The organism is Pleomorphomonas sp. T1.2MG-36 (genome assembly GCF_950100655.1).
Taxonomy (GTDB): domain Bacteria; phylum Pseudomonadota; class Alphaproteobacteria; order Rhizobiales; family Pleomorphomonadaceae; genus Pleomorphomonas.
Genome location: NZ_CATNLY010000023.1, coordinates 710710 through 724120 on the forward strand (window position 1 = coordinate 710710; position 13411 = coordinate 724120).

The 13411-nt window shown below is 65.7% G+C and carries 10 protein-coding genes; 9 read left to right on the plus strand and 1 reads right to left on the minus strand.

What is annotated here, in order from left to right:
• The first annotated feature begins 38 nt into the window (after positions 1-38).
• The 9 genes from QQZ18_RS14720 (at position 39) to QQZ18_RS14760 (ending at position 12616) form a co-directional block, all read left to right on the plus strand.
• Positions 39-857 (plus strand): LOG family protein, encoded by an 819-nt coding sequence (locus QQZ18_RS14720; RefSeq protein ID WP_284541671.1) that lies wholly within the window; start codon positions 39-41, stop codon positions 855-857.
• A gap of 72 nt (positions 858-929) precedes the next feature.
• Positions 930-3659 (plus strand): DNA mismatch repair protein MutS, encoded by a 2730-nt coding sequence (mutS, locus tag QQZ18_RS14725; protein ID WP_284541672.1) that lies wholly within the window; start codon positions 930-932, stop codon positions 3657-3659.
• 93 nt (positions 3660-3752) lie between these two features.
• Entirely contained in the window at positions 3753-6524 is a 2772-nt protein-coding gene (locus QQZ18_RS14730) for a [protein-PII] uridylyltransferase (RefSeq protein WP_284541673.1), read from the plus strand.
• A gap of 15 nt (positions 6525-6539) precedes the next feature.
• Complete coding sequence (gene murJ / locus QQZ18_RS14735) at positions 6540-8108, plus strand: murein biosynthesis integral membrane protein MurJ (RefSeq protein WP_284541674.1); 1569 nt, start codon at positions 6540-6542, stop codon at positions 8106-8108.
• Positions 8109-8200: 92 nt separating this feature from the next.
• On the plus strand, positions 8201-9292 hold the full coding sequence (locus QQZ18_RS14740) for an acyltransferase family protein (RefSeq protein ID WP_284541675.1): 1092 nt from the start codon (positions 8201-8203) through the stop codon (positions 9290-9292).
• 187 nt (positions 9293-9479) lie between these two features.
• Positions 9480-10532, plus strand: a complete 1053-nt coding sequence (gene trpS / locus QQZ18_RS14745) for a tryptophan--tRNA ligase (RefSeq protein ID WP_284541676.1) — start codon at positions 9480-9482, stop codon at positions 10530-10532.
• A 70-nt stretch (positions 10533-10602) separates the two neighbouring features.
• Positions 10603-11100 (plus strand): universal stress protein, encoded by a 498-nt coding sequence (locus QQZ18_RS14750; RefSeq protein ID WP_284541677.1) that lies wholly within the window; start codon positions 10603-10605, stop codon positions 11098-11100.
• A gap of 117 nt (positions 11101-11217) precedes the next feature.
• Positions 11218-11772 carry a NifU family protein gene (locus QQZ18_RS14755; RefSeq protein WP_284541678.1) on the plus strand — a complete coding sequence of 185 codons (555 nt, stop codon included), beginning with the start codon at positions 11218-11220 and terminating at the stop codon, positions 11770-11772.
• A 250-nt stretch (positions 11773-12022) separates the two neighbouring features.
• A complete protein-coding gene (locus QQZ18_RS14760; protein ID WP_284541679.1) occupies positions 12023-12616 on the plus strand; it encodes a malonic semialdehyde reductase in 594 nt (197 codons plus the stop codon).
• Between the two features lie 73 nt (positions 12617-12689).
• Here the strand turns inward: QQZ18_RS14760 and nth are convergent, their stop codons facing one another.
• Positions 12690-13361 (minus strand): endonuclease III, encoded by a 672-nt coding sequence (nth, locus tag QQZ18_RS14765; RefSeq protein WP_342398928.1) that lies wholly within the window; start codon positions 13359-13361, stop codon positions 12690-12692.
• Positions 13362-13411: the final 50 nt, after the last annotated feature.

Here is a 13411-nt window from a genome sequence, read left to right on the forward strand (position 1 = left end):
TTATCGCCGAATCTGGCTGGAAATCCTGGACTGACCGCATGACCGACATCGCTGACAACACCGCCCAGAAGACCTCCAAGGCCTTTGTCCTTCCAGCCATCGACAACGATTTTCTTCTCTCGGACTCGATGCGCGGCGTCCGCTTCATGCTGGAGTATTCCAAGGCCGAACAGACGCTGAAGGCCTGGGGCATCCGGTCGACGCTCGTCGTGTTCGGTTCTGCCCGCGTCCATGAAAACGGCGATCCCCTGCACAATCGCTGGTACAACACGGCGCGCGAATTCGGCCGCATCGCGTCCGAACGTGGCGGCGCCGTCAACCGTGCCGACGGGTTCTTCGACAACGTCATCGCCACCGGCGGCGGCCCTGGCGTCATGGAGGCGGCCAACCGTGGCGCCCGCGACGCCGGCGCGCCGACCATCGGCTTCAACATCGTCCTGCCGCACGAGCAGGAACCCAACGCCTATACGACGCCGCAACTCACCTTCCGGTTCCACTACTTTGCCATGCGCAAGATGCATCTGGCCATGCGCGCCAATGCCTTGGTGGTGTTCCCCGGCGGGTTCGGCACCTTCGACGAGCTGTTCGAGCTTCTGACGCTGACCCAGACCCACAAGGGCACCCGAATTCCGGTCGTGCTGGTGGACGGCGAGTACTGGCACAAGGTCATCAATTTCGACGCCCTGGCCGACTACGGCATGATCAACCGCGAGGACATCGGTCTCGTCCACTTTGCCGAAACGGCAGAGGAGATCTGGAGCTATCTCGCCTCGGAGGGTCTCGGGTCGCACCGTAACCGCGACAAGGCCCGTTACGGCGAAGGCGTGTTGACGCGCCCCTCTCCCGTGCCGGAATGACGGCTGGATAACCGCGACAGCAGGACATTTGCCGCGTGAAAAGCGGTGCGGGCTTTGTTAGCTTCCCGCCCCATGACCGACGTGCAAGCTCTCCCCGACGACCGGACCGCCGATGTGGCGACGCCCGCCATGGCGCAGTTCATCGAGATCAAGGCAGCCAATCCCGATTGTCTGCTGTTCTACCGGATGGGCGACTTCTACGAGATGTTCTTCAAGGATGCCGAGGTCGCCTCGCGCGCCCTTGGCATCACGCTCACCAAACGCGGCAAGTATCGCGGTGAGGACATTCCGCTCTGCGGCGTACCGGTGCATGCGGCCGACGACTATCTTCAGCGCCTCATCGCCCTCGGCCATCGCGTCGCCGTCTGCGAGCAGATGGAAGATCCGGCCGAGGCAAAGAAGCGCGGCTCGAAATCGGTGGTGCGGCGCGACGTCGTCCGGCTCGTCACGCCCGGCACGCTGACCGAGGACAATCTTCTCGATGCGCGCCGCTCCAACTATCTCGCTGCCGTCGCGCGCCAAAAGGGAACGGATAGCACCGCCGACGGATTTGCCGTCGCCTGGGCGGACATGTCGACCGGCGCCTTCCGCCTTGCCGAAACCAGCCCGGCCGCCCTGCCGGCGCTGCTTGCCCGCATCGAGCCACGCGAGCTCCTGGCCGCCGACGGCCTGTTCGAGGACGACGAGTTGCGTCGGACCTTCAAGGCGGCGAGCCCGGCCGTGGTGCCGCTGCCGCGTGCCTTTTTCGATGCCGCCACGGCCGAACACCGGCTCGCCGATTTCTTTTCCGTCGCCTCGCTCGACGCCTTCGGCAGCTTCACCCGGCTGGAGCTGACCGCCGCCGCCGCCATCGTCGCCTATGTCGACAAGACGCAAATCGGCAGCCGGCCACCGCTCGACCCGCCGGCCCGCGAGAGCCTGGGCGGCGCTCTCGCCATCGACGCGGCCAGCCGGGCCAACCTCGAACTGTCGCGCACTCTGTCCGGCGAACGGCGCGGCTCGTTGCTGCACGCCATCGACCGCACGGTATCGGGCGCCGGAGCACGCCTCCTCGCCGACCGGCTCGCGGCACCGCTTGCCGACCCCGACGCCATCCGCGACCGGCTCGACGCCGTCGACTTCTTCCTGTCGGAGACGACGCTTCGGGCGCGCCTGCGCCGGGATCTGGCCGGCGCACCCGACATGGCCCGCGCCCTCACCCGCATCAGCCTCGACCGTGGCGGTCCGCGCGATCTTGCCGCCATCGCCGGCGGGCTCGCCGCCGCCGTCCAACTGGCGGGCGACCTTCGCGATGCAGGCGGCGCGGGACCCGAGATCGACCGCATCGCCCATGGCCTTGAAGCCGCCCCGGCCGACCTTGCCGGACGGCTGACCGCAGCGCTCGACGACGAGCTTCCCCTCCTGAAGCGCGACGGCGGTTTCGTGCGGCCCGGCTTCCGCGCCGACCTCGACGAAGCGCGCGCCCTGCGCGACGAGAGCCGGCAGGTGATTGCCGCCTTGCAGCAGACCTATGCCGAGACGGCCGGCATCAAGTCGTTGAAGGTGCGCCATAACGGCGTGCTCGGCTACTTCATCGAGGTGGCGCCGAACTACGCGCAGGCGATGACCAGCGAGCCGCTCAACCGGCTGTTCATCCACCGGCAGACGCTGGCCGGCGCCATGCGCTTTTCGACGACGGAGCTGTCCGAACTCGAGGGCCGCATCGCCTCGGCGGCGGAGAGAGCCTTGGCGGTCGAGCTCTCGGTCTTCGCCGAACTCGCCCGCGAGACGATGGAAGCCGGCACCGCCATCAAGCGGGCGGCCGACATGCTGGCCGCGCTCGACGTCGCCACCGCGCTTGCCGAGCTGGCCGCCGCCGAGGGTTACGTCCGGCCGCGCGTCGATGACAGCCTGACCTTCCGCATCGACGGCGGCCGTCACCCGGTGGTCGAGCAGGTTCTGCGCGAGGACGGTGGTTCGTTCGTCGCCAACGGCTGCGACGTCGGTGGCGAGGCGGCCGGCAAGCTGTGGCTGGTCACCGGTCCCAACATGGCCGGTAAGTCGACCTTCCTGAGGCAGAACGCGCTGATCGCGGTGCTGGCCCAGATCGGCTCCTTCGTGCCGGCCCGTTCGGCGCACATCGGCGTCGTCGACCGGCTGTTCTCGCGCGTCGGCGCTGCCGACGACCTGGCGCGCGGGCGCTCCACCTTCATGGTCGAGATGATCGAGACGGCGGCCATCCTCAATCAGGCAGGCCCGCGCTCCTTCGTTATTCTCGATGAGATCGGCCGGGGCACCGCCACCTATGATGGACTTTCCATCGCCTGGGCCACCATCGAGCATCTGCACGAAGCCAATCGCTGCCGCACGCTGTTCGCGACGCACTACCACGAGCTGACAGCGCTCTCGGAGCGCCTGCCACGCGTCGTCAATGCCACCGTCAAGGTGAAGGAGTGGCGCGGCGACGTGGTGTTCCTGCACGAGATCGTGCCCGGATCGGCCGACCGGTCCTACGGCATCCAGGTCGCCAAGCTCGCGGGCCTGCCCCGGCCGGTGATCGAGCGGGCGCGCTCCGTTCTGGCCGAGCTGGAGAAATCGGGCGGAAACAACGCCGCCTCCATGCTCGACGACCTGCCGCTGTTCTCGCTGGCACGCCATCAGGCCGCGGCGGCACCGGTCGAAATGGCACCCGATCCCGCGGAAGCGGAGCTGCTCGCCGCCATCGATGCGCTGGCGCCCGACGAGCTCAGTCCCCGCGAGGCGCTGGAGGCCGTTTATCGGCTGAAGGCGCTTCGAATGGGAATCGGACGCGCGCATGGTTGATTGTTCGGGTTCCGCCGACTATTCGGTTTTGTTGCCGGCTGCGGACAAGCCCGGACCTGCTGCGCCTACCTCGTCCGAAGGTGATTGCCGCCGATGACCAAGCTTCCGGAAACCACCACCCTGATCGACGAGACGGCACTCGGCGCGGAAATGGCGGCCATCGCCGACCGGGCGGCAACCGCCGGTGTCGACCCACGCCCGGAACTGCTCGCCGTGCTGAAGCGGGCGAACCAGGAAGGACGAGCGGCGGCCCGAGATATCCTGGGCCGCGACCGGGATGGCGTCGCCTGCGCCCGCCGCCTCTCGGCTCTGGTGGATTCGCTGATCCACGTCATCTACGAGCATACGGTGAGCCGCGTCTTCCCCGGCGGGCGCGACGAGAAGATCGCCATCATCGCCGTCGGCGGCTATGGCCGCGCTACGCTGGCCCCCTCCTCGGACGTCGACCTCCTGTTCCTGCTGCCGCCGAAGTCGCAGCCGCTCGCCGACAAGGTTCTGGAACACATCCTTTATTTTCTCTGGGACATCGGCTTCAAGGTCGGCCACTCGACACGCCGCGTCGAAGACTGCATCAAGCTCGGCCGCGCCGACATGACCATCCGCACGGCGCTGCTCGAAGCCCGGTGGATTCTCGGCGACAAGAGCCTCTATTCGGAGATGACCAGCCGCTTCGACAACGAGGTGGTCAAGGGCACCGGTCCGGAGTTCATCCAGGCCAAGCTTGCCGAGCGCGACGAAAGGCACAGGCGCGCCGGCACCTCGCGCTATCTCGTCGAGCCGAACGTCAAGGACGGCAAGGGCGGCCTCCGCGACCTTCACACGCTGTTCTGGATCGCCAAATACTTCTATCGCGCCTCGACGGCCGACGAACTTGTGAAGCAGGGCATCTTCGCCCGCAAGGAGCTCAACCGCTTCCACAAGTGCGAAGAGTTCCTGTGGGCGGTGCGCTGCAACCTCCACTTCGTCACCAACCGGGCCGACGACCGGCTCGGCTTCGAGAACCAGCGCGAAATTGCCGAGCTCCTGGGCTATCAGCTCCATCCAGGTCTTGAGCCCGTCGAACGCTTCATGAAACACTATTTCCTGGTGGCCAAGGACGTGGGCGACCTCACGCGCATCTTCTGCGCGGCCCTCGAGGAGATGCACGCCAAGCCCAAGCCGATGCTCGATCGGGTGCTGCGCCACACCTTCCGGCGGCGCAAGAAGTCGCTGCCGGGCACGCCGCAGTTCATCATCGACAACGACCGCCTGTCGGTGATCGACGACGGCGTGTTCGAGCGAGATCCGGTCAATCTTCTTCGTATCTTCGCCGTTGCCGCCCGGAAGGATCTCGACTTTCATCCGGATGCGCTGAAGCTGATCACCCGCTCTCTGCGCCTCATCGATAGCGACTTGCGCGAAAATGAGGAGGCCAACCGCATATTCCTCGACGTGCTGACGTCGAAGAGGCATGCCGAGGCGGTGCTCAGGGCGATGAACGAAACCGGCGTGCTCGGCCGCTTCATCAACGAGTTCGGCCGCGTCGTGGCGATGATGCAGTTCAATATGTATCATCATTACACCGTCGACGAGCACACGCTGCGGGCCATCGGCCTTCTCGCCCAGATCGAGCGCGGCGAGGAGCAGGGCGACCATCCGCTCGCCACCGAGCTGTTTCCGGCCATTTCCAACCGCAACGTGCTCTATCTCGCCCTGTTCCTGCACGACATCGCCAAGGGGCGCGTCGAGGATCACTCGATTGCCGGTGCCAAGATTGCCCGCCGTCTCGGGCCGCGCTTCGGCTTCTCGCCGGCCGAGACGGACCAGCTCGCCTGGCTCGTCGAGAACCACCTGGTGATGTCGATCATCGCCCAGTCGCGCGATCTTTCCGACCGCCAGACCATTCGCGACTTCGCCGCCGTGGTGCAAACGGTGGAACGGCTCCGCATGCTGCTGATGCTGACCATCGCCGACATCAAGGCGGTGGGTCCGGGCGTCTGGAACGGCTGGAAGGGGCAACTCCTCAGGACACTCTATTACGAGACCGAGCCCTATCTCCTCGGCGGCCACTCGAAGCTGTCGCGCGACCAGCGCGTCGCCGCCGCCAAGGCGGAGCTCGCCGCCGAGCTGACCGACTGGAGCGAGACGGAGCTATCCGACTATGGCCGACGCCATTTCGCGCCTTACTGGCTGCGCGTCGACCTGCCCGAAAAGATCATGCACGCCCGCCTTCTGAGGTCGATGGAAGGGACGGGGCGACGCCTCGCCACCGCCTATTCGACCAAGAAATTCGAGGCGATCACCGAACTGGTGGTGGTGGCGCCCGACCATCCGCGCCTTCTGTCGACCATCACCGGCGCCTGCGCGGCGGCCGGCGTCAACATCGCCGACGCCCAGATCTACACCACCACCGACGGCCTCGCCCTCGACACCATCCTGATCAACCGCGAGTTTCCGGACGACGCCGACGAGTTCCGGCGCGCCGACCGCGTGCTGAAGATGATCGAGGCGGCGCTCGAAGGGCGCGAGAGACTGCCGGAGATCGTTGCCCGCCGTGTCGGTCAACGCAAGGCGACCAAGGCGTTCAGCGTGCCGACCGACATCAAGTTCGACAACGCGCTGTCGGAGAACCTTTCCGTGCTCGAGGTGTCCTGCCTCGACCGGCCGGGCCTTCTCTACGACGTGACGACGGCGATGAGCGACCTCAACCTCAACATCGCCTCGGCGCACATCGCCACCTTCGGCGAGCGGGTTGTCGACGTGTTCTACGTCACCGATCTCACCAAGCTGAAGATCCAGTCCGGCTCCAAGCAGGCAGCGATTCGCCGACGCATCCTCGCGGCCGTGGCCGGCGAAGAGCCGCATCCGCCCAAGAAGGCAGCCTGAGGAAGGCAACCGGTCATGAGCCTCGTCAAAAACTTCGTGACCGTGGGCGGCGCCACGTTGTCTTCACGGCTGCTCGGCTTCGTCCGTGACGTGTTCATGGCGAACATGCTGGGCTCGGGCCCGATTGCCGATGCCTTCTTCGTCGCCTTCCGCCTGCCCAATCTGTTCCGGCGCCTGTTCGCCGAGGGGGCCTTCTCCTCAGCCTTCGTGCCGCTGTTCGCCCGGGCGCTGGCCGAAGGTGGCAAAGTGTCGGCGCGTGCGCTGGCAGAGGACATCCTCGCGATCTTCCTGCTGGTGCTGGTCGTCGTCACCGCGCTGGCCGAAATCGGCGCGCCGTGGCTGGTGGGCGTGCTCGCACCGGGCTTCATCGACGATCCGCAGAAGTTTTCCGCCGCCGAGTTCATGACGCGGGTGATGTTCCCCTATCTCGCCTGCATGTCGCTGACCGCCATGGCGGCCGGCATGCTGCAATCCTTCGGACGTTTCGCCGTCGCCGCCTTTGCGCCGTCACTGCTCAACGTCGTCCTGGTCGCCGCCCTCGCCCTCATCTGGTGGGAGAACTGGGCCGGCACGCCGGAAGCCGCGTATACGCTCTCCTGGGCCGTCTGCATCTCCGGCTTTGCGCAATTGATCGCCGTCGGCGGCTCGCTGTGGTGGATCGGCTTCCCCATGTCGCTGAAGCGGCCGCGCTACAACGACAATGTCCGCCGTTTCGTGACGCTCGGCATCCCCGGCGTGATCTCCGGCGGCATCACCCAGATCAACATCGTGGTCGGCACCATCATCGCCTCTATGCAGGCGAGCGCCGTGTCCTGGCTGTATTTTGCCGATCGCATCTACCAGCTGCCGCTCGGGGTGATCGGCGTCGCCATCGGCATCGTGCTCCTGCCGGACCTCACCCGCCGCGTCCGGACGGAGAAGGCCGAGAGCATCTTCCACACCCAGAACCGGGCGCTGGAGTTCGCCATGGCGCTGACGTTGCCGGCTACCGTCGCCCTTTGCGCCATTCCCTACACGATCATGCGCGTACTGTTCGAGCGCGGTGCCTTTACCGCCGCCGACACCCTTGCCACCGCCGACGCGCTGATCGCCTTCGCCGCCGGCCTCCCGGCCTTCGTCGCCATCAAGGTGTTCCAGCCGTCCTTCTACGCCCGCGAGGACACCCGCACGCCCACCATACAGGGCGGCATATCGGTGGCGGTCAACGTGGCGGCCTCGTTGGCCCTGTTCCCGTTCATCGGTCATGTCGGCATTGCCGCGGCGACCTCGCTCGCCGCCTGGGTCAATGCGCTGATGCTGGTCATCGAGCTTCACCGGCGCGGTCATTTCAGGGCCGACGCCCTGCTCGTCCGGCGCCTCGTTCTGCTCGCCGTCGCCAGCCTCGTGATGGGGGCGGCGCTGCTCTTCGGCGAAAGCCTTGTCGACGCCCGCCTCCACAGCGGCCGCGAGCTGCTCCAGATCATCTGGCTTCTCGGCCTCTGCCTGTTCGGCATGGCGGTCTATGGCCTTGCGACGGTGCTGACCGGCGCCGTCGACGTCCGCCGTTACGCCAAGGCGATCGTCGGTCGCGGCAAGGCCGGCTGAGCGCGTCGCCAGCCTTCGTCACAACACCTCCTTCAGCAATTGCTGCTAACCTCCCGATCCTTATCGCCCTTTGTTGGGATCGGGAGGCAGGAATGCAGGTCGAGGCAAGGCCCAGATTGCTGGGGCTGGAGTTCGGACGCTTCCTGGCGGCGCTCCTCGTGTGTTGTTTTCACTTCACCATCGCCTTCGAGAACCTGCGCCAGGATCAGGTGTTCGACTTCGCCTTTCGTGCCGGGCATGCGGGCGTCGACTACTTCTTCGTCCTGAGCGGTTTCATCATCTACTGGGTCCACCGCCCGGACATCGGTCGCCCCGCCGCCGTGACGAGTTTCGCCACCAAGCGGATCATCCGGATCTACCCGCTCTATCTTGCCATCTTCGCAGCCATGCTCGTGATGTTCTTCCTGGTGCCGTCGTTGCGCGGGGAGCGGGAATTCACCTTCTGGAACGGCGTCCTCGACGCTTTGCTGCTGCCGCTGTCCGGCGATACCGTCGTGCCCCAGGCATGGAGCCTGCGCCATGAGATGGTGTTTTACGCGCTGTTCGCGGTGATGATCCTCAACGTGCGGGTCGGCGCGTTGGCACTCATCGCATGGCAGGCCGCCAGCCTGGTCGTCGGGGCCATGCACCCCTACGATCTTGCTCCAGCGATCAAGCCATTCTTCTACATCTACAACCTGGGCTTCGGCCTGGGCGTGGCCTGCGCCTGGGCGGTCACCCGCATCTCGCTGACGAAGCCGGGCCTCATTGCCAGCCTTGGCGGCCTTGGTTTCTTGGCTGCCATGACCGCCGAGTGGTACGTCGGCCGGGACCTGCCGGAAGAATTTCTGCCGCTGGGCGGCATAACCAGCCCGCTGATCTACATGAGCTGCGCAGCCGCGCTGATCCTGTCGATCTCGCAAATCGAGATGAGAAAGCCGCTGCCATTCGCCCGCCCGATGGCGATCCTGGGCGGCAGTTCCTATTGCATCTACCTGATCCACGCTCCGCTCGGGTCGGTCCTCATCCGCCTGTTCGGGGTGGGGCCGTTGGCCGAGCTGCCCAACCGGGTCGTGTTCGTTGCCATGGTCCTGATCACCATCGGCGTATCGGTGGCCGTACATCTGTTGATCGAGAAGCCGGCGATGCAATGGCTGCGCCGGCCGGGCCGTCGTGCCCACCCCGCCGGAGGTGTTCCGGCGTAGGGGGCCGGACGTGGCGCGGTCACCTCACCCCATCCCTTCATGACCACCAACGGCTCGGTCGGCGGCATAGGCCGTAGGTCGAGCACCGCTGTCTTTCGCTTGCGGTCACCGCGTGGCGGGTCCATAAGTCCGCTCCGCCCGGTTTCACCACCGGAGCGCGTGTCACTCTATCCTCGGGTCCAAACCGATGCCTTTCAAACCTCTTGTCTTTTCCGGCGTTCAACCGACCGGCAATCTCCATCTCGGCAATTATCTCGGCGCCATCAAGCGCTTCGTGGAAATGCAGTCGACCCATGACTGCATCTACTGCGTCGTCGACGAGCACGCCATCACCGTCTGGCAGGATCCCTTCGAGCTCCGGCGCCAGATCCGCGAAGTGACGGCCGCCTTCCTCGCCGCCGGCATCGATCCGAAGACGCACATCGTCTTCAATCAGAGCCAGGTGCCCGAGCACGCCGAACTCGCCTGGGTATTCAACTGCGTCGCCCGCATGGGCTGGCTCAACCGCATGACGCAGTTCAAGGAGAAGGCCGGCAAGGACCGCGAGAACGTGTCGGTGGGCCTGTTCGCCTATCCCAGCCTGATGGCGGCCGACATTCTGGTCTACCGGGCGACCCACGTGCCGGTCGGCGAGGACCAGAAGCAGCACCTCGAGCTCGCTCGCGACATCGCAACGAAGTTCAACAACGACTTCTCCGCCTCGATCGTAGCCCAGGGTCACAGCGCCGAGGACGGCTATTTCCCGCTGCCCGAGCCGCTGACGCAGGGTCCGGCGCCGCGCGTCATGTCGCTTCGCGACGGCACCAAGAAGATGTCGAAGTCCGATCCGTCGGACTACTCGCGCATCAATCTGACCGACGACCGCGATGCCATCGCCACGAAGATCCGCAAGGCCCGGACCGACCCGGAGCCGCTGCCGTCCGAGGTCGACGGTCTCAAGGAACGGCCGGACGCCGACAACCTCGTCACGATCTACGCCGCTCTGGCGGGCACGACGAAGGAGGCGGTGCTGAAAGACCGCGGCGGGTCGCAGTTCTCGGCCTTCAAGCCGGCGCTGGCCGATCTCGCGGTGTCCGTCCTGTCGCCGATCAACGATCGGATGAAGGCGCTGATGGCAGAACCCGACCATATCGACGCAGTCCTCGCCGACGGCTCTGAACGGGCCGGCGCCATCGCCGGCAAGGTGATGGACGACGTGCGCGACATCGTCGGCTTCATTCAGAGCCGCAAGCGGCGCTGAGGTGCCGTTCAGTGAAAACTTGAAGGCCGGTGCGGCTTGTCCGCCGCCGGCCTTCTGCTAATTTGTCATCATGGTTTCACGCCGCCTCGCCCGCGAAGAGGGTCACCGACGCAAGTTCCTCTGCGTCATAGACGACACGCCCGAATGCGACCGGGCGCTTGTCTACGCAGCCACGCGCGCACGGCATACGTCCGGGGGGCTGGTGCTTCTCTATGTCATCCCGCCCGGCGACTTCCAGCATTGGCGCGGCGTCGAGGAGATGATGCGCGCCGAGGCAATGGACGAAGCGCGGCAGCGTCTGGCCGCTACTGCCGAACGCGTGCACGCCTTCGCGGCCGATATCGAGGCCGAGCTCGTTATCCGCGAAGGACAGGCGGCCGAAGCGATCCACCGTCTCATCGAGGAGGATCGCGACATCGCCATCCTGGTACTCGCGGCCGGTATCGGCAGCGAGGGGCCGGGGCCGCTGGTGACCTCGGTCGCCGGTCGCTCGGGGCCGCCGTTTCCCATCCCGGTGACCATCGTGCCCGGCGACATGAGCGACGAGGATATCGCGGCCGTCGCTTGAGCCCTGAACGATTTAGATCCGCAGGTTCACCGATTGTTCATTTGCAAAGTCGGAACTATCCTCTAAAGATCAAGTTTAGACATGTTCCAATCAGGCGAGCCTGAGGAGCCCCACAAGATGTTCATTCAGACCGAGTCCACGCCCAATCCGGCTACGCTGAAGTTCCTGCCCGGGCGGGTCGTCCTCGAAGGCAGTCCGCGCGAATTCCTGACGCCCGAACAGGCGGCCGTTTCGCCGCTTGCCACGGGGTTGTTCGAGATCAACGGCGTGTCCGGCGTGTTCTTCGGCGCCGACTTCATCACCGTGACCAGCCCGGACGAGGACTGGACGCACCTGAAGCCGGCAGTGCTCGGCGTCATCATGGAACACTTCATGTCGGGCGCGCCGATCCTGACGACTACCGAGACGACGGCCGGCGACGAGGATTTCGATCCGGCCGACGCAGATACGGTATCGTCGATCAAGGAGCTCCTTGATACGCGCGTGCGTCCGGCCGTGGCGGCGGACGGTGGAGACATCACTTTCCGCGCCTACAAGGACGGCATCGTCTATCTCAACATGCGCGGCGCCTGCGCCGGGTGTCCGTCGTCGACGGCGACACTCCGGAACGGCATCCAGAATCTCCTGCGTCACTTCCTTCCGGACGTGCGCGAGGTTCGCGCCGTCGCCTGATTGACCTCTGATACGCACCGTATCCCACGCCGCCGGTCACTCCGGCGGCGTCGTCATTTCAAAGGGGCGCGGTCCGAAGCGGCATTCAAGTTACCGTGAAAAGGTTGTGAACAGCGCGCAATCGACCGCGGTATTGCGGGATAGGTCACTTTTATCGAACAATTTGTCAGCCGATCGCCGACTATTCGGGGCATCGAAAGACACCTAGTTCGGGCGTGAATTCGCTTCCTCCGCCCGAAAGGTTTTTCCAATGTCCGCTCTTCTTGCCGACGACACGCTCGACCGTCTGTTCCGCGACGGCCGCTCCTACAACGGCTTCCTCGACAAGCCGGTTACCGACGAGACGCTGAGGACGCTGGCCGAACTGACCAGTCTCGGCCCCACCGAGGCCAACACCCTGCCCGGCCGCTTCGTTTTCGTGAAGTCGCCCGAGGCCAAGGAAAAGCTGCTGGCCGCCATGGCGCCCGGCAATCAGGCCAAGACCAAGACCGCGCCAGTGTCCGTCATTGCCGGCTACGATCTCGATTTCTACGAGAACCTGCCCAAGACCTTCCCCCACGCCGATGCCCGCTCCTGGTACGCCGGCTCGCCGGACGAGCGCCTGCAGTTCTCTGCGTTGCGCTCGGCCTCGTTGCAGGTCGGCTACCTGACCACGGCCGCGCGGGCGTTGGGTCTCGACGTCGGCCCGATGGCCGGCTTCGATGCCGCCGCCGTCGACGCCGCCTTCTTCCCCAACAGCCGCGTCAAGACCTTCCTGGTCGTCAATCTTGGCTACGGCGACAAGTCGTCGCTGTACCCGCGCCTGCCGCGCCTCGCCTTCGACGAATACGCCCGCATCGCTTGACCGATTTCGGATCGAGAAAAAACGAAACCCCGCCGGCGACGGCGGGGTTTGGCGTTTCAAGCATCCGGTAAGGTCACATCATCGGCAGGCGCTTTTCCGGACTCCGGCAGAGATCGGCGACGATGCACCGTTCGCACTCCGGCCGCCGGGCCTTGCAGACGTAGCGGCCATGCAGGATCAGCCAATGATGGGCGTGCAGAAGATAGGCTTTCGGCACGACCTTCTCCAGGCCGAGCTCGACCTCGATCGGCGTCCGCCCCGGCGCGAGGCCCAGCCGGTTGGAGACGCGGAAAACATGCGTGTCCACGGCGATGGTCGGTTCGCCGAAGGCGATGTTGAGGACGACATTTGCCGTCTTGCGGCCAACGCCCGGCAAGGCTTCGAGCGAAGCGCGGTCGCGCGGGACTTCGCCGCCGTGCTCGCGCACCAGAATCTCCGACAGCGCAATGACGTTCTTCGCCTTGTTGCGATAGAGGCCGATGGTCTTGATGGCCTCCCGAAGACGGTCTTCGCCGAGCTCCAGCATCTTTGCGGGGGTGTCGACCGTCTCGAACAGCGGCCGAGTCGTCTTGTTGACGCCGGCATCGGTGGTCTGGGCGGACAGCGCCACCGCGACCAGAAGCGTGTAGGGGTTGACGGCGTGAAGCTCGCCCCGCGGTTCGGGATTGGCCGCCTTGAAGGTGGCGAACAGCTCTTCGATTTCCGCCGAGTTCATGGGCCGGGTCGGCGGAATGGGCGTGTCGATGTCTTCGGACGCGACGGCAGGCTTTCTCGGCACGGGCAATACTCCGGGCA

Bases quoted from the DNA above. Each gene is read 5' to 3' on its own strand.
- QQZ18_RS14750 (WP_284541677.1), top strand. From the start codon at position 10,603: ATGGTTTCACGCCGCCTCGCCCGCGAAGAGGGTCACCGACGCAAGTTC.
- QQZ18_RS14760 (WP_284541679.1), top strand. From the start codon at position 12,023: ATGTCCGCTCTTCTTGCCGACGACACGCTCGACCGTCTGTTCCGCGAC.
- QQZ18_RS14740 (WP_284541675.1), top strand. From the start codon at position 8,201: ATGCAGGTCGAGGCAAGGCCCAGATTGCTGGGGCTGGAGTTCGGACGC.
- mutS (WP_284541672.1), top strand. From the start codon at position 930: ATGACCGACGTGCAAGCTCTCCCCGACGACCGGACCGCCGATGTGGCG.
- QQZ18_RS14755 (WP_284541678.1), top strand. From the start codon at position 11,218: ATGTTCATTCAGACCGAGTCCACGCCCAATCCGGCTACGCTGAAGTTC.
- QQZ18_RS14720 (WP_284541671.1), top strand. From the start codon at position 39: ATGACCGACATCGCTGACAACACCGCCCAGAAGACCTCCAAGGCCTTT.
- QQZ18_RS14730 (WP_284541673.1), top strand. From the start codon at position 3,753: ATGACCAAGCTTCCGGAAACCACCACCCTGATCGACGAGACGGCACTC.
- trpS (WP_284541676.1), top strand. From the start codon at position 9,480: ATGCCTTTCAAACCTCTTGTCTTTTCCGGCGTTCAACCGACCGGCAAT.
- murJ (WP_284541674.1), top strand. From the start codon at position 6,540: ATGAGCCTCGTCAAAAACTTCGTGACCGTGGGCGGCGCCACGTTGTCT.